The following is a 19,024-nucleotide window of genomic DNA, read 5'->3' on the forward strand; positions in this document are numbered from 1 at the left end:
AGGGTGGGGACATGCGATTCGACCAGCACACGGTCGTCCTGCTGAGCCGACCGTCGGATCCGCCGGAGCTGCCGCAGGACGCCATCGACCGCCTGCAGGACGCCCACCTGGCACATCAGGCGGGCCTCGTGCAGCAGGGCCTCGTCCTCGCGGCCGGGCCGTTCCTGCACCCCGACGACGAGCGGTTACGGGGCTTCGTTGTGCTGTCCATCGCCCCGGACGAAGCCCGCGGGCTCTTCGCCAACGACCCGGCCGTGCGTGCCGGTCGCCTGCTCGCGCGGGTGACCACCTGGCTGCTCCCGGAGGGCAACCTGCGCTTCGAGAGCGTGCCGGTGCCGCAGTCGATGCTGGAGGCCGCCGCCGGGGACTGACGCGCGCCCGGTCAGCCGGCCGAGCTGCTGCCGGCCTCCGCCGGCAGGTCCCCCAGCGGGACCACCAGCGGGGCGTCCATCGGGCCGACGATCACCCGCAGGTCCGGGAAGTGGTCGGCCAGCACCTGCCGGCACAGGGCACAGGGCGCGACGACCTCGCGACCGCGCTCGGCGACCGTGACGATCGTCTCCAACGCGGTGACGCCCTGCGTCGCGGCCGTGCCGATCACGACCAGCTCGGCGCAGACCCCTCCGCTGCCGTGCCGAACGTTCACGCCCGTGAAGACCCGCCCGTCCACGGTCCGGGCCGCCGACGCGACAGTGTGGCGCTGGCTGCGGCACCGCAGCTTGGCGACCGCGGTGGCGGCCTGCACCAACGCGCGGTCGGTGTCGCGCATCTCCATCCCGGCTCCCCCAGCGCTCGACGTCGGCCGCCAACTCTAGGTCCCACCCATGGCCGTCGCGGGACCGGAGGTCCCGGTGGACGGCAGTCGAGGAGCGGGCCGCTCGATAACCCGGGGGCGGTGCGCCGCCGGGCTGCCTATCCTTGGGCACGACATGCAGAATCCAACCGCCTCCGTCGCGACCGATCCCGTTCGCGAGCTGCACCGCCGTATCGCCCCTCTGATGTTCCGCGACCAGCGCCGACTCCAGCGGCGGCTGGACGGTGCCCGCAAGCTGCGCGACCCGCAGCGTCGGGAGGCGGCGCTGACCGAGATCACCACCGACCTGGTCCGGGCCGAACAGCGGCTCACCGCCCGCCAGGCGGCGGTGCCCGTGATCACGTACCCGGCGGGTCTGCCGGTCAGTGAGCGCAAGGACGACATCGCCACGGCCATCCGCGACCACCAGGTGGTGATCGTGGCGGGCGAGACCGGTTCCGGCAAGACCACCCAGATCCCCAAGATCTGCCTGGAGCTGGGGCGCGGCGTGCACGGCGTGATCGGGCACACCCAGCCCCGGCGGCTGGCCGCCCGGACGGTGGCCGACCGGATCGCCGACGAGCTGGGCACCGAGCTGGGCGACGTGGTCGGCTACAAGGTGCGCTTCACCGACCAGGTGAGCGAGCGCAGCCTGGTGAAGCTGATGACCGACGGCATCCTGCTGGCCGAGTTGCAGACCGACCGGATGCTGCGCCAGTACGACACGTTGATCATCGACGAGGCGCACGAGCGCAGCCTCAACATCGACTTCATCCTCGGGTACCTGCGGGAGCTCCTGCCCCGCCGACCCGACCTCAAGGTGATCATCACCTCGGCGACCATCGAGACCGACCGGTTCGCCCGGCACTTCGCCGGGCCACCCACCGCCGACGAGCCCGACGGCGTGCCCGCGCCGGTGGTCGAGGTGTCCGGGCGTACCTACCCGGTGGAGGTGCGCTACCGGCCCCTTGTCGAGCTGGCCGAGGGCGAGGACGACGGCGACGCCGACGAGGAGAACGTCCGCGACCAGATCCAGGCGATCGGCGACGCCGTCGAGGAACTGGCCGCCGAGGGCCCCGGCGACATCCTGGTCTTCCTCAGCGGCGAGCGGGAGATCCGGGACACCGCCGACGCGCTGGGCAAGCTGGTGCAGAAGAAGCGAACGCTGCTCGGCACCGAGATCCTGCCGCTGTACGCGCGGCTCTCCTCCGCCGAGCAGCACCGGGTCTTCGCCGCACACGCCAACCGTCGGGTGGTGCTCGCCACCAACGTCGCGGAGACCTCGCTGACAGTGCCCGGCATCAAGTACGTGGTGGACCCGGGCACCGCCCGCATCTCCCGCTACTCCAGCCGGCTCAAGGTGCAACGGCTGCCGATCGAGCCGATCTCCCAGGCCTCGGCCAACCAGCGCAAGGGCCGGTGCGGGCGTACCTCGGACGGCATCTGCATCCGCCTGTACGACGAGCAGGACTTCGCGTCCCGACCCGAGTTCACCGACCCGGAGATCCTGCGCACCAACCTGGCGTCGGTCATCCTCCAGATGACGGCGATCGGGCTCGGCGACCTCGCCGCGTTCCCGTTCATCGACCCGCCGGACAAGCGCAACATCACCGACGGCGTCAACCTGCTGCACGAGTTGGGCGCGTTGGACCCGACCGAGGCCGACCCGACGAAGCGGCTCACCACGCTGGGCCGGCGGCTGGCTCAGCTGCCGGTCGACCCGCGACTGGCCCGGATGGTGGTCGAGGGCGAGCGCAACGGCTGCGCCACCGAGGTGCTGGTGATCGCCGCCGCGCTCTCCATCCAGGACCCGCGGGAGCGGCCGGCGGAGAAGCAGGCCCAGGCCGACCAGGCGCACGCCCGGTTCGCCGACAAGGAGTCGGACTTCGTCGCCTACCTCAACCTGTGGCGCTACCTGCGCGAGCAACAGCGCGAGCTGTCCTCCAGCGCGTTCCGCCGGATGTGCAAGGCGGAGTACCTGAACTACCTGCGGATCCGCGAGTGGCAGGACATCGTCGGCCAACTGCGCCAGGTGCTGCGTACCCCGGGTGACGGCGACCGGCGCGGTGGGCGGCCGGCGCGCGACACCCCGGCCGACGCGGACGCCGGCCGGGCCCGCCGTGGTGGCGCGGACCTGCCGGAGGAGATCGACACCCCGAAGGTGCACCAGTCGCTGCTGCCCGGCCTGCTGTCGCACATCGGCCTCAAGGACGCCCAGAAGCACGAGTACCTGGGGGCGCGGGGGGCGAAGTTCGCGGTCTTCCCCGGATCGGCGTTGTTCAAGAAGCCGCCGCGCTGGGTGATGGCCGCCGAACTGGTGGAGACCTCCCGGCTGTGGGGCCGCATCGCCGGCCGGGTCGAGCCGGAGTGGGTCGAGCCCCTCGCCCAGCACCTGGTCAAGCGCAGCTACAGCGAGCCGCACTGGGAGAAGAAGCAGGCCGCGGTGATGGCCTACGAGAAGGTCACCCTGTACGGCGTTCCGCTGGTCAGCTCCCGCAAGGTCAACTTTGGGCGGATCGACCCGACGCTGAGCCGGGAGCTGTTCATCAGGCACGCCCTGGTCGAGGGTGACTGGCAGACCCACCACCAGTTCTGGGCGGAGAACAAGCGGCTGCTCGCCGAGATCGAGGAGCTGGAGAGCCGGGCCCGACGCCGGGACATCCTGGTCGACGACGAGACCATCTTCGGTTTCTACGACCAGCGGATCCCGGCCGACGTCTCCTCCGGCCGGCACTTCGACTCGTGGTGGAAGAAGACCCGCCGCGAGCGACCCGACCTGCTCACCTTCACCCGCGACCTGCTGATCAACGACGGCCGGGCGGGGGTGGCCGAGGACGACTACCCGGACGAGTGGCAGACCGACGGGGTGAGCCTCCCGCTGACGTACCGGTTCGAGCCGGGCACACCGGACGACGGCGTCACAGTGGACATCCCGTTGCCGCTGCTCAACCAGGTGCCGGCGGAGAGCTTCGACTGGCAGGTGCCGGGGCTGCGCGAGGAGACGGTCATCGCGCTGATCCGCTCGCTGCCGAAGGCGATCCGCCGCAACTTCGTCCCGGTGCCGGACTACGCCCGGGCCGCCCTGGCGGCGATCACGCCCGGCGAGGAGTCGCTGCTGGACGCGCTCACCCGGCAGCTGCGCCGGATGACCGGGGTGACAGTGCCCCGCGACGCCTGGGAGCCGGGCAAGCTCCCGGCGCACCTGCGGGTGACCTTCCGGGTGCTCGGCGACGACGAGAAGCCGGTCGCCGAGGGCAAGGACCTGCCGGCCCTGCAACGCCAGCTCCGCCAGGAGGTACGCCAGGTGGTGGCGGCCGCCGCGCCGGAGGTGGCCCGCACGGGGCTGCGGGAGTGGAGCATCGGCACGCTGCCCCGGACCATCGAGCAGGTCCGGGCCGGGTACGCGGTCACCGCGTACCCGGCGCTGGTGGACGAGGGCGCCACGGTCGGGGTGCGGGTGTTCGACTCCCCCGCCGAGGCCGAGGCGGCGCACTGGGCGGGAACCCGCCGGCTGCTGCGGCTCACCGTGCCGTCCCCGGCGCGGTTCCTGCAGGGCCGGTTGAGCAACGAGGCGAAGCTGGCGCTGAGCCGTAACCCGCACGGCGGCGTCCAGGAGTTGATCGAGGACGCGGCGGGCGCGGCCATCGACCGGCTGATCGGTGCGGCCGGCGGGCCGGCGTGGGACGCCGACGGTTTCGCGGCGGTGCGTGAGAAGGTCCGCGCAGACCTGGTCGACACCGTCGTCGAGGTGATGGACCGGGTCCGCAAGGTCCTCGCCGCCGCGTACGCCGTCGAGCAGCGCCTCGGCGCGACCCGCAACCTCGCCGTGGTGGCGGCGCTGGCCGACATCCGCAACCAGCTCGCCGGGCTGGTGCACGCCGGGTTCATCACCGAGACCGGGTACGCGCGCCTGCCCGACCTGCTGCGCTACCTCACCGCCATCGAACGTCGACTGGACCGCCTCGGCGGCAACCCGCAACGCGACCGCCAACAGCAGGACCGGATCGCCGTGGTGCAGAAGGAGTACGCCGACCTGCTCGCCAACCTGCCGCCGGCCCGCCGCCAGGAGACAGCGGTCCGGCAGATCCGGTGGATGATCGAGGAGCTGCGGGTGAACGTCTTCGCCCAGGCGCTGGGCACCCCGTACCCCGTCTCCGAGCAGCGGATCTACCGCGCGATGGACGACGCCGAGGGCCGCTGACGCCGGTCAGAGCGGGTCCACCCCGGGCGGGAGCTCGTCACGGTCGATGGCCGACTGGATGTAGTCGAGCAGGATGCGGCGCAGCTCCCGGCCGGCGTGGGTGGGTACGACATCACGGCGGCGGGCCACCGCGATGGTCCGCCGCACCCCGGGCGGGGCGAGCGGGGTGATCCGCACGCCCGGTCGGCGCGCCAGCACGATGCCGGGCACGAGCGCGATGCCGAGCCCCGCCTCGACGAAGCTGAGCACCGCGTCCATCTCGCCGCCGTCCACCGCGAAGGTGGGTTCGAAGCCCGCCTCCCGACAGGCCTGGATGGTCGCGTCGCGCAGGTCGTAGCCCTCCCGGAACATCACCATCGGCTGGTCCCGCAGGTCGGTGATGCGCAGTTCCCCGGTCGGCGACGCGGTCGCCACCTCTCCCACCGAGGCCACCACCAGGCTCTCGCGCAGGATCGGGTCGACCCGCAGCCCCGGGTCGGCGCCCTGCGCCGGCATGATGATCAGGGCCAGGTCGAGGTCGCCGCGCAGCAGGTCACGCACCAGGTCCTGGGAGCCGCCCTCCTCGACCCGCAGGTCGACGGTGGGGTGCGCGTCGCGGAACCGGCGCAGCACCGGCGGGGCGAGCGAGGTGGCCAGGCTGGGGGTGGCCCCGAGCCGGACCCGACCTCGCCGCAGCCCGACCAACTCCTGGACCTCCCGGGTGGCGGTCTCCACGTCGGCGAGGATGCGGGTGGCCAACGGCAGCAGCACCTCACCCGCCGCGGTGAGCGCGATGTTGCCCCTTACCCGCTCGAACAGGGGCGCCCCGAGGTCGGCCTCCAGAGCGTGAATTTGCTTACTGAGAGAAGGCTGAGTGATGCCGACCAGGTCGGCGGCTTGGGTGAAATGTCGTACTTCGGCCACCGCGACGAAGTACCGGAGCTGATGGAGCTGCATCTACATAGCCTACGGCTATCAACGCTGCGAGTTTGATGCATTGGACGACTGATCGAAGTGCTCCTAGCGTCGGTCTCGTGGTAATGACGAAAACTCGGTCGCCCATCCGCTCGAACGTCGGCCTCAAGGCCGTCATGGCGGTGACGGGCATCCTGCTGGTGCTCTTCCTCATCGCCCACATGCTGGGGAACCTGAAGGTGTTCACGGGGGAAACCTCGTTCGACCACTACGCGCACTGGCTGCGCGACATCGGCAAGCCACTGCTGCCCGGCGTCTGGTTCCTGTGGATCCTGCGCACCGTGCTGGTGGTGGCCGTCGTCGCCCACATCGTGGCCGCCACCGTGCTGGCCCGGCGGGCCCGCGCCGCCCGCCCCGTCAAGTACGCCCACCGCAAGAAGGTCAACGGCAGCTACGCCGCGCGCACGATGCGCTGGGGCGGCGTGATCATCCTGCTCTTCGTGATCTACCACCTCCTGGACCTGACCACCGGCACGCTGAACCCAGTCGGCAACGAGAGCAAGCCGTACGGCAACGTCGTCGCCGACTTCGCGCCGGAGCGCTGGTACGTCACGCTCTTCTACACGCTCGCCATCGTCACGGTGGGCTTCCACCTGCGCCACGGCGCGTTCAGCGCGTTCCGCAGCCTCGGCCAGCAGACGCCGCGTGGCGAGCGTCGGGCCCGCGTCGCGGCACTGGTCTTCGCCGTGCTGCTCTGCGCCGGGTACCTGGTGGTCCCGTTCGCCGTACTCACCGGATTGGTGTCCTGACATGGAACTCTTCACCGAGGGCGACCCGATCGCCGACACCAAGGCTCCCGCCGGCCCGGTCGAGAAGCGTTGGGAGACCCGGCGCTTCGAGGCCAAGCTGGTCAACCCGGCCAACCGTCGCAAGATGACGGTGATCGTGGTCGGCACCGGCCTGGCCGGCGGCTCGGCCGCGGCGACCCTGGCCGAGCAGGGCTACCACGTCAAGTCCTACTGCTACCAGGACAGCCCGCGCCGGGCGCACTCCATCGCGGCGCAGGGCGGCATCAACGCGGCGAAGAACTACCGCAACGACGGTGACTCCGTCCACCGGCTCTTCTACGACACCGTCAAGGGCGGCGACTTCCGTTCCCGGGAGTCGAACGTGCACCGGCTCGCCGAGGTGTCGGTGAACATCATCGACCAGTGCGTCGCCCAGGGGGTGCCGTTCGCCCGCGAGTACGGCGGCCTGCTGGACACCCGCTCCTTCGGTGGCGCCCAGGTGCAGCGCACCTTCTACGCCCGGGGCCAGACAGGTCAGCAGCTGCTGCTCGGCGCGTACCAGGCCCTGGAGCGGCAGATCGGCCTGGGCAACGTGGAGATGAACGCCCGGCACGAGATGCTGGAACTCGTCCTCGTCGACGGCAAGGCCCGGGGCATCGTCGTCCGGGACCTGGTCACCGGCGAGATCAGCACCGAGATGGCCGACGCTGTGGTGCTCGCCTCCGGCGGCTACGGCAACGTCTTCTACCTCTCCACCAACGCCAAGGGCTGCAACGTCACCGCCACCTGGCGGGCGCACCGCAAGGGCGCGTACTTCGCCAACCCCTGCTACACGCAGATCCACCCGACCTGCATCCCGGTCTCCGGCGACCACCAGTCGAAGCTGACCCTGATGAGCGAGTCGCTGCGCAACGACGGCCGGGTCTGGGTGCCGAAGACCAAGGGCGACGACCGCAACCCTCGCGAGATCCCCGAGGAGGAGCGGGACTACTACCTGGAGCGGATCTACCCCTCCTTCGGCAACCTGGTCCCCCGCGACATCGCCTCCCGGGCCGCCAAGAACGTCTGCGACGAGGGCCGGGGCGTCGGCCCTACCAAGCTCGGCGTCTACCTCGACTTCGCCGACGCGATCAACCGGCTCGGCCGCAAGGCGATCGAGGCCAAGTACGGCAACCTCTTCGAGATGTACGAGCGGATCACCGGCGAGGACCCGTACGAGGTGCCGATGCGCATCTACCCCGCCGTGCACTACACGATGGGCGGCCTGTGGGTCGACTACGACCTCCAGTCGAACATCCCCGGCCTGTTCGTGATCGGTGAGGCGAACTTCTCCGACCACGGCGCGAACCGCCTTGGCGCCTCGGCGCTGATGCAGGGGCTCGCCGACGGCTACTTCGTCCTGCCCACCACCATCGCCAACTACCTGGCCTCCGGCGGACTGGACAAGGTCGACGCCAGCCACCCGGCGGCGATCGAGGCCCGCAACGACGTCGAGGACCGGGTCCGGCGGCTGCTCGCCGTCAACGGCGACCGGACCGTCGACTCGTTCCACCGCGAGCTGGGCCAGATCATGTGGGAACACTGCGGCATGGAGCGCAGCGAGGCCGGCCTGCGCAAGGCGATCGGTGAGATCCGCTCGCTGCGCGAGGCGTTCTGGCAGCGGGTCAAGGTGTCCGGCACCGGCGAGGAACTCAACCAGTCGCTGGAGAAGGCCGGCCGGGTGGCCGACTTCTTCGAACTGGCCGAGCTGATGTGCATCGACGCCCTGCACCGCGAGGAGTCCTGCGGCGGCCACTTCCGGGCCGAGCACCAGACCCCCGACGGCGAGGCGCAGCGCGACGACGAGAAGTTCGCGTACGTGGCGGCCTGGGAGTTCACCGCCGACGGTGAGCCCTCGGTGCTGCACAAGGAAGACCTGAAGTTCGAATACGTCCACCCCACGCAGCGGAGCTACAAGTGAACCTGACCCTGCGCATCTGGCGCCAGAAGGGCCCTGAGGACAAGGGTCGGATGGTGACCTACCCGGTCGACGACGTGTCCCCGGACATGTCGTTCCTGGAGATGCTCGACGTGCTCAACGAGCGGCTGATCCTCTCCGGCGAGGACCCGGTGGCGTTCGACCACGACTGCCGCGAGGGCATCTGCGGCATGTGCGGCCTGATGATCAACGGTGACGCGCACGGGCCGCAGCGCGGCACCACCGCGTGCCAGCTGCACATGCGGCAGTTCTCCGACGGCGAGACCATCGACATCGAGCCGTGGCGGGCCAGCGCCTTCCCGGTCGTCAAGGACCTGGTCGTCAACCGCAGCGCCTTCGACCGGATCATTGCGGCTGGCGGCTACGTCACCGCGCCGACCGGCAGCGCGCCCGAGGCCCACTCCACCCCGGTGGCCAAGGCCAACGCGGACGCCGCCTTCGAGTCGGCGGCCTGCATCGGCTGCGGCGCCTGCGTGGCCGCCTGCCCGAACGGCTCCGGCATGCTCTTCACCGCCGCCAAGCTCACCCAGCTCTCGCTGCTGCCGCAGGGCCAGCCCGAGCGCTACACCCGGGTGATCGGCATGGTCGACGCGCACGACGAGGCCGGCTTCGGCGGCTGCACCAACGCCGGCGAATGCACCCCGGCCTGCCCGAAGGGCATTCCGCTGAACACCATCGGCCGGCTCAACCGCGACTACCTCACGGCCACCGCCAAGGGTGCCAACAACACCCCCGGTTCCTGAGGACCCGCCGTACCAGACGCCCGACCGCCGTACCCCACGTGGGGTGCGGCGGTCTGGCTTTGTCTCTTGGTCGCCGGGGGCTGTCTTGGGTAGCGCTGAGGGCTGGGGCGACCGTCCCCGGCTCCGGGCGGTCAGGCTTGATCCCTCCGCCGGGGACGGTCGCCCCAGCCCTGACCTCGGTCCCGGTCCGTCCGCCGGTCGCGGACCCGGGCGTGCAGGTCGTCCGCCGGTCGCGGACCTCGGCCTCGGTCCGTCCGCGGGTCGCGCTCCTCCGGTACGGCGTCAGCCCTCGACCACCGACATCCCGGTGAGACCCAGCCAGATCGACCCACCCCAGCCCGACGCGGCGCGAGCCCGACCCGCCCGCCGGCACCCGACCGGGCCCCATCCGGCCCACGTCGCCCCGGTCAGCGGACCTACCGGTGCCCCCTGCAGCGCGCTGCCGCGCTTCGCCCCTCTTGTCAGGAATTGGCGCAGTTCTGCTTCGTCGACGGGCTCGCTCTTTGGGTGATCCACTCGGGTTTCAGGAAGTCGGCCTGTCGGATGCCCTCGGATACCGCGACTTCAAGGAACGCGAGTGGATCAAGCAGGGGTCGCTCTTCAGAGCCCCTGTATCAGCACGACAAACGGGTCTAAGCGGGCAGATCGTAGCTTGAGCCACCGGCCAGTGCGGGTAGCGCGCGGACGCGAGCCGCCCACCGGGCTGGGGGCGACCGTTCCCGGCGTAGGGATCAAGCCTGACCGCCCGAAGCCGGGGACGGTCGCCCCCAGCCCTCCAGCGCAACCACCGACAAGCCAGACGGGCCAGACAAGCCAGGCAGGCCAGACGAGCCAGACCAGCCAGACGGACAAGTCGACGGGACAAGGACGACAGGAGCGGACCCACGGCCGGTTCAAGTGCCCGAGCCCGGGTAGCAGTCCTCTCAGGCGGCAGTGAGAGGGGACGAGGGACATGAAGGCACTCACCTGGCAGGGCAAGCGGGACGTACGGGTCGAGGAGGTCCCGGACCCTTGCATCGAGGAGCCGACCGACGCGATCGTGAAGATCACCTCGACCGCCATCTGCGGTTCCGACCTGCACCTGTACGAGGTGCTCGGGCCGTACCTGAAGCCCGGTGACATCCTGGGCCACGAGCCGATGGGCATCGTCGAGGAGGTCGGGCCGGAGGTGACCGGGCTCAAGCCCGGCGACCGGGTGGTGGTGCCGTTCAACATCGCCTGCGGCAGGTGCTGGATGTGTTCGCGTCAGCTCTACGCCCAGTGCGAGACCACCCAGGTCACCAGCGAGGGCAAGGGCGCGTCCCTGTTCGGTTACACCTCGCTCTACGGTTCCGTGCCGGGCGGGCAGGCCGAGTACCTGCGCGTCCCGCAGGCCCACTTCGGGCCGATCAAGATCCCGGAGACCGGCGCCGACGAGCGGTACCTTTACCTGTCCGACATCCTGCCGACCGCCTGGCAGGCGGTGAAGTACGCGGACACCCCGCCCGGCGGCACCCTGGCCGTCTTCGGGTTGGGTCCGGTCGGGCAGTTCTGCGCACGCATCGGTCGTCATCTGGGCGCGGGCCGGGTGATCGGGCTGGACCTGGTGCCGGAGCGGCTGGAGCTGGCCCGCCGGCACGGCATCGAGGTGCTCGACGTCAGCGAACTGTCCGACGTGCCGGGCGCGCTGATCGATCTGGTCGACGGCCGCGGCCCGGACGCGGTGATCGACGCGGTGGGCATGGAGGCGCACGGTTCACCGATGGGCAAGCTGGCCCAGACGGCCGCCGGGCTGCTGCCGGACAAGGTGGCCCAGACGATGATCGACCGGGCGGGGGTGGACCGGCTCTCCGTCCTGCACGCCGCGCTCAAGGCGGTACGCCGCGGCGGGACGGTGTCGGTCTCCGGCGTGTACGGCGGCGAGGCGGACCCGATGCCGCTGATGGAGATGTTCGACCGGGGCGTCCAACTGCGGATGGGGCAGTGTCACGTGCGCCGGTGGACCGACGAGATCCTGCCGCTGCTGGCCGGCGACGACGACCCACTGGGCGTCGAGGACCTGCGGACCCATCGGGTGCCGCTGTCCCGGGCCCCGCAGGCGTACGAGATGTTCCAGAAGAAGGAGGACGGCTGCATCAAGGTCGTGCTGGCACCGTGAGCAGGGTCGTGGTGGTCGTGGGCGCGACCAGCGGGATCGGCCGGGCGACGGCCCGGGCGTTCGCCGAGCGCGGCGACCGTCTCGTCCTGGCCGCCCGCGCCACCACGACCCTGGCCGAGGTACGCGGGGAGTGCGCCGCCGTCGACGTGCTGACCGTGCCGACCGACGTCACCGAGCCGGGCGCGTTGGACGCGCTCGTGGAGGCGGCACTGGAACGGTTCGGTTGCGTCGACGTGTGGGTGCACACGGCTGCGGTGATGGCCTACGGGCGTTTCGACGAGCTACCCGGGCGGGTCTTCGACCAGGTGGTACGGACCGATCTGCTCGGCACCGCCGAGTCGGTGCGGGTGGCGCTGCGGCACTTCCGGGCGGCCGGCGCCGGCACCGTCGTCGTCACCGGTTCGGTGCTCGGGCACATCACCGCCCCCTACATGAGCGCGTACGTGGCGAGCAAGTGGGGGTTGCAGGGTCTGCTCCGGACGGTGCAGCAGGAGTTGCGGGACAACCCTCGGATCCGGCTGTCTCTGGTCAACCCGGGCAGCGTGGACACCCCGGTCTACCAGCAGGCGGCCAACTATCTGGGTCGCATCGGGCGGCCTCCGCCACCGGTGGCGAGCCCGCAGCGGGTGGCCCGGGCCATCGTGCACTGTGTGGATCGGCCCCGACGGGAAGTCTCCGTGGGCCGACTCAACGTGCTGTTGCGCGCCGGTTTCACCGTACTGCCGGGGGTCTACGACGTTCTGGTCGGGCCGTTGATGCGGGCGGCTGGCCTGAGTGGACGGCCGGTCGCCGCGCACGACGGCTCGGTGTTCGCGCCGAATCCGGCCGGCGAGGCGGTCCGTGGCGGTCACCTGCCTGACCTGCGGCAACTCGCCCGCCACGTGCCCGGTCCGGTCGGCGCCGTGCTGCGCCGACGGTTCGGCTGACCTGTTCGGGACTGTTCGGGACTGCGTTCGGGGGCATCGTGCATCGATCAACTCGCCTAGGGTGGTGGGCCAGCAAGCGCTCTGGCGCACCACGATGGGGGAGACGATTGACCATGCGACTGAACCGCAGGACCGCGCTCGGCCTGGGCACTGTGGCCACCGCCGGCACGGTGTTGGGCGCCGCCGGCACGGCCAGCGCCGCCGAGAGCACCGAGGCCTCCCCGACCACTCCCGCCCGTGCCGCCCGCCGGGTGGCCGCCGTCTTCGCCAAGCACAGCACCGAGGCCGGTGGCAACTGGCAGGCGTACGTCAGCGTCGCCGACCCGGCCGGCGCGCCGGTGGTCGCGGTGCAGGCCGACCCGGACCGGCGGATCGAGGCGTACAGCGTCAACAAGATCGCGGTCGCCACGGCGGTGCTCGACAAGGTCGACCGGGGGCTACTCACCCTGGACCAGCAGGTCGAGGTGAGCGCGGCGATCGTCGTGCCGGGCGGTGACGGCATCTTCAGCCTCGACGGCGCGTACCCGAGCCGGGTGACCATCGGGCACGTGCTGGCCAACCTGCTGACGGTCTCGGACGACACGGCGGTGCGGCTGTGCGGCTTGGTCGCCCCGGCCGCCGAGATCAACTCCATCCTGGTCGCCAAGGGCTTCCCGAACACCCAGGTCGAGCCGGTGGCCAACCCGAACCGGTTCTTCCTCGGCACCAGCACCCCGCGCGAGACGCACGACCTGCTGCGCGCCCTGGTCGCCGGCACGCTGCTCTCCCCCGCCTCGACGACGTACCTGTTGGGGCTGTTGCGGTCCCCGGTGGCGTTCACCGACGGCATCCGGCGCACCATGTCGTCGGACGACCGGGCGCGGATCGCCACCAAGGCCGGCTGGTTCGCCGACGCCCGGCACGAGGCCGGAGTGATCTTCGACCGGTCCGGGGCGGCGGTGCTCACCTACGCGCTCTTCGCCGACGGGCAGGCCAACCCGGAGGACTTCGGCGCCACCCACCCGGCGGTGCAGGCCCGGGCCGCCATGGGGCCCAAGTTCCTGGCCGCGGTGGACCGGATCGCCGGCGTGGGCACCACGTTCCGGATCACCGCCCGGCGGCCCAGCAACGGCGGCTGACGCCATCCCGGGTCGGTCGCCGAGGCGGGCGACCGACCCGGCGTGGCGACCGCCGGGGCACGGGTCGGTTCGGGTGACTACCGTGTAGGGCGGACACGTCGGAGGGACGGCAATGGCACGAGCGCAGAGCACTGACGTCGAACGGTCGCTCGGGCGGCGGATGCGGGGCGTGGCCGGGCTGGCCGCGCTGGCCGGCCTGGCCTGGGTCGCCCGGGATGTGCCGGCGGCGCTCGGCGGCCGGCTCAGCGGGGCCCGCGCCGAACGGGCGGCCCGCTCGCCCCAGTTCCGCGACGGCACCTTCCACAACCAGGCCGGCACCCGCACGATGGTCGCCGAGCCGGGCCGCAACCTGGTCCGCGAGCTGATCTTCGGTAAGCAGAAACGGCACCCGACCACACCGGTGCCGCTGCTGCGGCCGGGCACGACGGACGCCGCCGACACGGCCGACGAGCTGAACATCGTCTGGTACGGGCACGCCTCGACGCTGATCGAGATCGAGGGCCGGCGGGTGCTGCTCGACCCGGTGTGGAGCGACAGGTGCTCCCCCTCCGGGCTGGTGGGCCCTCGCCGGCTGCACGAGCCACCGGTGGGCATCGACGAACTGCCGCTGCTGGACGCCATCCTGATCTCGCACGACCACTACGACCACCTCGACATGGCCACCGTACGGGCGCTGCTCGCCGGGCAGTCCGCGCCGTTCCTGGTCCCGCTCGGGGTGGGGGCGCACCTGGACCGCTGGGGCGTACCCGCCGAGCGGATCATCGAGCTGGACTGGTCCGAGTCGCACCGGGTCGCCGGCCTGGAGATCACCGCCACCGCCGCCCAGCACTTCTCCGGCCGGGGGCTGCGCCGCGACGGCACCCTCTGGAGCTCCTGGGTGGTGGCCGGGGCCCGCCGCAAGGTCTTCTACACCGGCGACTCCGGTTACTTCGCCGGGTACGCCGAGATCGGCGCCGAGCACGGGCCCTTCGACGTGACGCTGATGCAGATCGGCGCGTACGACCGGGCCTGGCCGACCATCCACATGTTCCCCGAGGAGGCGGTCGACGCCCACGTCGACCTGCGCGGCGGGCTGTTCGTCCCGGTGCACTGGGCGACGTTCAACCTGGCCCTGCACGACTGGTCCGAGCCGGTCGACCGGCTGTGGGCCGAGGCGAAGGCCCGCGACGTCCGGCTCGCCGTGCCCCGCCCCGGCGAGCGGGTGGTGGTCGACGAGCCGCCCGCCGTCGACGGCTGGTGGCAGGCCATCGCCTGAGGCGGCCCGTCAGGCCTTCGCAGCGCTGGTCTGCGCCGTCCGGCCCGGGGTCTCGCAGGTCAGAGCACGAAGGCGTCGGTCCAGAGCGCGCCGGAGCGGCCGGAGAGCGCGTCCAGCATGGCCACCGCCTGCCCGTCGGTGAGCTGCGCGACGAAGTCCACGATGGCGCGCCCACGGGCGCGGCCGATCCGGTCCGGGATGCGCGGGTGCAGCTCGGCCTCGGCCAACTCGACCAGGTCGTGCAGCCGGCGGGGCAGCCGCGACTCCTCCTCCGGGTCGAGCAGCCACTCCCAGAGCGCCTCGACCAGGGTGCCCAGCAGCCGGGCCTGGCCGCGCTGGTGCAGGGCGAGGTCCGGGCGGGCCAGCACGAACCGGTGGTGGACGAACTTGAGCACCTGCACCTCGTGCCACTGCGCGCAGCCCAGCAGCACGTGCCCGGACCGCACCGACGGCTGGTCGGTCACGGTGATGGCCTCGACGAAGCGGGTGGACCAGCGGGCGGAGAACCGCGCCACGTACTGCTCGGCCTCGATCGAACCGTCGAACGGCATCGCGAGCAACCCGTCGACAAGTTCCTCGCGGACGTGCTCGACCGCGGCGGCGAACGCGTCGTCGTCGGCGATCCAGGCGTCCTTGCGGTGCAGTTGCCGCCGCAACCGCTCGATTGCCGCCCCGGGTCGCCGCGCCGACGTGGCCAGCGCCGCGTCGGTGATCGCCCGGAAGTGCACACTCTCGCGCTGCCACGCCATCAGCTCGGCGGAGACCGAACCCTGTTGGAGCACACCGACCCGGTAGAAGTCCTCCACGTCGTGGATGGCGTACGCGATGTCGTCGGCGGTGTCCATCACCGACGCCTCCACGGTCTGCTGCCAGTCCGGGATGCGGCCGGCGAACGGCTCCCGGGCCTGCCGCAGGTCGTCGAGTTCCGTCCGGTACGCGCCGAACTTCGACGAGCCGCTGTCCGGGTCGTCCGGTGGCGGGGTGGCTCCGCGCGGCGGCGGATCCATCGAGCGCGGATGCGGGTCGGGGTGGTCCAGGCGGGTCCACGGGTACTTCAGCATCGCCGCGCGGACCGCCGCGGTCAGGTCCAGCCCGGTGGTGGCCGCGCCCCGGATCTCGGTGCTGGTGACGATCCGGTACGACTGCGCGTTGCCCTCGAAACCGTCGGAGAGGCCGAGGCGCTGACGGGCCAGCCGGTCCAGCACCCGCTCCCCCAGGTGCCCGAACGGCGGGTGACCGAGGTCGTGGGCGAGCGCGGCCGCCTCCACCACGTCGGGGTCGAGGCCGCCGAGCTTGTCCAGCAGGTCACGCCACCGGTCGTCGGCCGTCAGCCGCTCGGCGATGGCCCGGGCCACCTGGGCGACCTTGAGGCTGTGGGTGAGCCGGTTGTGCACCAGCAGCCCGGACCCGACCGGGCTGATCACCTGGGTGACACCGCCGAGTCGGGCGAAGAACGGCGAGCCGACGATCCGGTCCCGGTCGGCGCGGAACGGGTTGGCCGCGAGGTCGCCGAGGGCCCGGGCGCTGCCGCCGAACAGCCGCCGGGCGCGCGACTCCGCAGCAGATTCCATGATCGCCACGCTAGCGCAGGCCGGGAGGGAGCGCCGCCGGGTCACCCGGCCGGGCGCGGCGACAGCGACCCGGGCCGCCCGGCAGAATGCAACCGGTACCCACTCCCGAAGGCGGATCGAGATCGTGACCCAGTCTGTTCATCAGCGGATCGCCGACGAGCTCGGCGTGGCCGAGCGTCAGGTACGGGCGGCCGTGGAGCTGCTCGACGGCGGCTCGACAGTGCCGTTCATCGCCCGTTACCGCAAGGAGGCCACCGGCCTGCTCGACGACACCCAGCTGCGCACCCTGGAGGAGCGGCTGCGCTACCTGCGCGAGCTGGACGAGCGGCGGGCGGCCGTCCTGGAGTCGATCCGTGGTCAGGGCAAGTTGGACGAGGCCCTGGAAGCGCAGATCATGGCGGCCGACTCGAAGTCGCGGCTGGAGGACATCTACCTGCCCTACAAGCCGAAGCGGCGGACCCGGGCCCAGATCGCCCGCGAGGCCGGCCTCGCCCCGCTGGCCGAGACGCTGCTGGCCGACCCGACCCAGGACCCGAAGGCCACCGCCGCCGCGTTCGTCGACGCGGAGAAGGGCGTCGCCGACGCCGCCGCCGCGCTGGAGGGCGCGCGGGCCATCCTCATCGAGACCTTCGCCGAGGACGCCGACCTGATCGGCACGCTGCGCGAGCAGATGTGGTCGCGGGGCCGGCTGGTTTCCCGGGTACGCGACGGTCAGGAGGCCGCCGGCGCCAAGTTCGCCGACTACTTCGACTTCTCCGAGCCGTACCCGAAGCTGCCCTCGCACCGGATCCTGGCCATGTTCCGGGGCGAGAAGGAGGGCGTGCTCGACCTGACCATGGAGCCGGAGGAGGCCGGTGAGGCGGACGCCGTGCCGACCGGCCCGACCCGGTACGAGGCGGCCATCGCCGGCCGGTTCGGGGTGTCCGACGCGGGCCGCCCGGCCGACCGCTGGCTGACCGACACGGTCCGCTGGGCGTGGCGTACCCGGATCCTCATCCACCTGGGCGCGGACCTGCGGATGCGGCTGTGGCAGGCGGCCGAGGAGGAGGCGGTGCGGGTCTTCGCCACCAACCTGCGGGACCTGCTGCTCGCCGCGCCGGCCGGCACCCGGCCCACCATGGGCCTGGACCCGGGCCTGCGCACCGGCGTGAAGGTGGCGGTGGTGGACGCCACCGGCAAGGTCGTCGCCACCGACACCATCTACCCGCACGAGCCCCGTCGGCAGTGGGACGCGTCGATCGAGACCCTGGCCCGGCTGGCCGGGGCACACGGGGTGGAGCTGATCGCGATCGGTAACGGCACCGCCTCCCGCGAGACGGACAAGCTCGCCGGTGAGCTGATCGCCCGGCACCCGCAGCTCAACCTGACCAAGGTGATGGTCTCCGAGGCCGGCGCGTCGGTCTACTCCGCGTCCGCGTACGCCTCGCAGGAACTGCCCGGGATGGACGTGTCGCTGCGCGGCGCGGTCTCCATCGCCCGGCGTCTACAGGACCCCCTCGCCGAGCTGGTCAAGATCGACCCGCGGTCGATCGGAGTGGGGCAGTACCAGCACGACCTGTCCGAGGTGAAGCTGTCCCGGTCGCTGGACGCGGTGGTGGAGGACTGCGTCAACGCGGTCGGGGTGGACGTCAACACCGCGTCCGCGCCGCTGCTGACCCGGGTCTCCGGGATCGGCGCCGGGCTGGCCGAGAACATCGTGCTGCACCGGGACGCCAACGGGCCGTTCCGCTCGCGTACGGAGCTGAAGAAGGTGGCCCGGCTCGGCCCGAAGGCGTTCGAACAGTGCGCCGGCTTCCTGCGCATCCCCGGCGGCGACGACCCACTGGACTCGTCCAGCGTGCACCCCGAGGCGTACCCGGTGGTGCGCCGGATCCTGGCCAGCACCGGTCAGGATCTGCGCTCGGTGATCGGTAAGAGCACGATCCTGCGCGGGCTGCGGGCCACCGACTTCGTCGACGACCGGTTCGGCCTCCCCACCGTCACCGACATCATCGCCGAGCTGGAGAAGCCGGGCCGCGATCCCCGCCCGGAGTTCCGCACCGCCACCTTCGTCGAGGGGGTGGAGAAGATCAGCGACCTGACGCCCGGCATGGTGCTGGAAGGCGTGGTCACCAACGTGGCCGCGTTCGGCGCGTTCGTCGATGTCGGGGTGCACCAGGACGGTCTGGTGCACGTGTCGGCGATGTCCCGGACCTTCGTGAAGGACCCCCGCGAGGTGGTGAAGTCCGGCGACGTGGTCAAGGTCCGGGTGCTCGATGTGGACGTACCCCGCAAGCGCATCTCGCTGACCCTGCGCCTGGACGACGAGCCGGCGGCCGGCGGTGCCGGTCGGACGAACCAGGAGGGGCGTGGCGGCCCGGCGCAGCGCGCACCGCAGGGCGGTCGTGGCGGCCAGGGTGGTCGTGGCGCGCAGGGCGGTGGCGGCGGGCAGGGTGGTCGCGGCGGGCAGGGCGGTGGCGGCGGCCAGGGTGGTCGCGGCGGGCAGGGTAGTCGCGGCGGCGGGCAGCACGGTGGTCGTGGCGGGCAGCAACGGCAGGGCGCGCCGGCCCCGGCCAACGACGCGATGGCGGAAGCCCTGCGCCGCGCCGGACTGGCCTGACCCGGGTCAACCGGCGCGAGC

13 protein-coding genes are annotated in these 19,024 nt (G+C 71.9%); 10 read left to right on the forward strand and 3 right to left on the reverse strand.

Annotated features, from left to right (window positions below; all coding sequences use genetic code 11):
- Window positions 1–11 precede the first annotated feature (11 nt).
- Window positions 12–371, forward strand: a complete 360-nt coding sequence (locus QCZ28_RS16000; RefSeq protein ID WP_279517398.1) for a YciI family protein — start codon at window positions 12–14, stop codon at window positions 369–371.
- A gap of 11 nt (window positions 372–382) precedes the next feature.
- On the opposite strand, the gene QCZ28_RS16005 is transcribed toward QCZ28_RS16000, so the two are convergent.
- Window positions 383–775 (reverse strand): cytidine deaminase, encoded by a 393-nt coding sequence (locus tag QCZ28_RS16005; protein WP_279517399.1) that lies wholly within the window; start codon window positions 773–775, stop codon window positions 383–385.
- A 154-nt stretch (window positions 776–929) separates the two neighbouring features.
- Between QCZ28_RS16005 and hrpA the strand changes: the two genes are divergently transcribed.
- Entirely contained in the window at window positions 930–4,994 is a 4,065-nt protein-coding gene (hrpA, locus tag QCZ28_RS16010; RefSeq protein WP_279517400.1) for an ATP-dependent RNA helicase HrpA, read from the forward strand.
- Between the two features lie 6 nt (window positions 4,995–5,000).
- Here hrpA and QCZ28_RS16015 read toward each other — a convergent pair whose 3' ends face one another.
- Entirely contained in the window at window positions 5,001–5,930 is a 930-nt protein-coding gene (locus tag QCZ28_RS16015) for a LysR family transcriptional regulator (RefSeq protein WP_279517401.1), read from the reverse strand.
- Window positions 5,931–6,013: 83 nt separating this feature from the next.
- On the opposite strand from QCZ28_RS16015, the gene QCZ28_RS16020 reads away from it, so the two are divergent.
- The 7 genes from QCZ28_RS16020 (at window position 6,014) to QCZ28_RS16050 (ending at window position 14,833) form a co-directional block, all read left to right on the forward strand.
- The gene (locus QCZ28_RS16020) at window positions 6,014–6,697 is read left to right on the forward strand and encodes a succinate dehydrogenase cytochrome b subunit (RefSeq protein WP_210860985.1); all 684 of its coding nucleotides are present in this window, start codon (window positions 6,014–6,016) and stop codon (window positions 6,695–6,697) included.
- A 1-nt stretch (window position 6,698) separates the two neighbouring features.
- Window positions 6,699–8,636, forward strand: coding sequence for a fumarate reductase/succinate dehydrogenase flavoprotein subunit (locus QCZ28_RS16025; RefSeq protein ID WP_279517402.1), 1,938 nt, complete (start codon window positions 6,699–6,701; stop codon window positions 8,634–8,636).
- Entirely contained in the window at window positions 8,633–9,397 is a 765-nt protein-coding gene (locus tag QCZ28_RS16030) for a succinate dehydrogenase/fumarate reductase iron-sulfur subunit (protein ID WP_279517403.1), read from the forward strand. Before QCZ28_RS16025 ends, QCZ28_RS16030 begins: the two co-directional genes overlap by 4 nt.
- 952 nt (window positions 9,398–10,349) lie before the next feature.
- Window positions 10,350–11,534, forward strand: coding sequence for a glutathione-dependent formaldehyde dehydrogenase (locus QCZ28_RS16035; protein WP_279517404.1), 1,185 nt, complete (start codon window positions 10,350–10,352; stop codon window positions 11,532–11,534).
- Window positions 11,531–12,460 (forward strand): SDR family NAD(P)-dependent oxidoreductase, encoded by a 930-nt coding sequence (locus tag QCZ28_RS16040; RefSeq protein WP_279517405.1) that lies wholly within the window; start codon window positions 11,531–11,533, stop codon window positions 12,458–12,460. The genes QCZ28_RS16035 and QCZ28_RS16040 overlap by 4 nt, the downstream gene beginning before the upstream one ends.
- 113 nt (window positions 12,461–12,573) lie before the next feature.
- Window positions 12,574–13,578, forward strand: a complete 1,005-nt coding sequence (locus tag QCZ28_RS16045) for a class A beta-lactamase-related serine hydrolase (RefSeq protein ID WP_279517406.1) — start codon at window positions 12,574–12,576, stop codon at window positions 13,576–13,578.
- Between the two features lie 160 nt (window positions 13,579–13,738).
- A complete protein-coding gene (locus tag QCZ28_RS16050) occupies window positions 13,739–14,833 on the forward strand; it encodes an MBL fold metallo-hydrolase (protein WP_279517443.1) in 1,095 nt (364 codons plus the stop codon).
- 59 nt (window positions 14,834–14,892) lie between these two features.
- On the opposite strand, the gene dgt is transcribed toward QCZ28_RS16050, so the two are convergent.
- Complete coding sequence (gene dgt / locus QCZ28_RS16055) at window positions 14,893–16,404, reverse strand: dGTP triphosphohydrolase (RefSeq protein ID WP_279517407.1); 1,512 nt, start codon at window positions 16,402–16,404, stop codon at window positions 14,893–14,895.
- 124 nt (window positions 16,405–16,528) lie between these two features.
- Here dgt and QCZ28_RS16060 point away from each other — a divergent pair, with 124 nt between their 5' ends.
- Entirely contained in the window at window positions 16,529–19,003 is a 2,475-nt protein-coding gene (locus tag QCZ28_RS16060) for a Tex family protein (RefSeq protein WP_279517408.1), read from the forward strand.
- Window positions 19,004–19,024: the final 21 nt, after the last annotated feature.

It is taken from the genome of Micromonospora sp. DH14 (assembly GCF_029809455.1).
GTDB classification, from domain to species: Bacteria; Actinomycetota; Actinomycetes; order Mycobacteriales; family Micromonosporaceae; genus Micromonospora; species Micromonospora parva.

Excerpts from the sequence above, each read along its gene's own strand:
- QCZ28_RS16050 (WP_279517443.1), top strand. The coding sequence starts at position 13,739 with ATGCGGGGCGTGGCCGGGCTGGCCGCGCTGGCCGGCCTGGCCTGGGTC.
- QCZ28_RS16005 (WP_279517399.1), bottom strand. The coding sequence starts at position 775 with ATGGAGATGCGCGACACCGACCGCGCGTTGGTGCAGGCCGCCACCGCG.
- QCZ28_RS16000 (WP_279517398.1), top strand. The coding sequence starts at position 12 with ATGCGATTCGACCAGCACACGGTCGTCCTGCTGAGCCGACCGTCGGAT.
- QCZ28_RS16015 (WP_279517401.1), bottom strand. The coding sequence starts at position 5,930 with ATGCAGCTCCATCAGCTCCGGTACTTCGTCGCGGTGGCCGAAGTACGA.
- QCZ28_RS16045 (WP_279517406.1), top strand. The coding sequence starts at position 12,574 with ATGCGACTGAACCGCAGGACCGCGCTCGGCCTGGGCACTGTGGCCACC.
- QCZ28_RS16035 (WP_279517404.1), top strand. The coding sequence starts at position 10,350 with ATGAAGGCACTCACCTGGCAGGGCAAGCGGGACGTACGGGTCGAGGAG.
- hrpA (WP_279517400.1), top strand. The coding sequence starts at position 930 with ATGCAGAATCCAACCGCCTCCGTCGCGACCGATCCCGTTCGCGAGCTG.
- QCZ28_RS16020 (WP_210860985.1), top strand. The coding sequence starts at position 6,014 with ATGACGAAAACTCGGTCGCCCATCCGCTCGAACGTCGGCCTCAAGGCC.
- QCZ28_RS16025 (WP_279517402.1), top strand. The coding sequence starts at position 6,699 with ATGGAACTCTTCACCGAGGGCGACCCGATCGCCGACACCAAGGCTCCC.
- dgt (WP_279517407.1), bottom strand. The coding sequence starts at position 16,404 with ATGGAATCTGCTGCGGAGTCGCGCGCCCGGCGGCTGTTCGGCGGCAGC.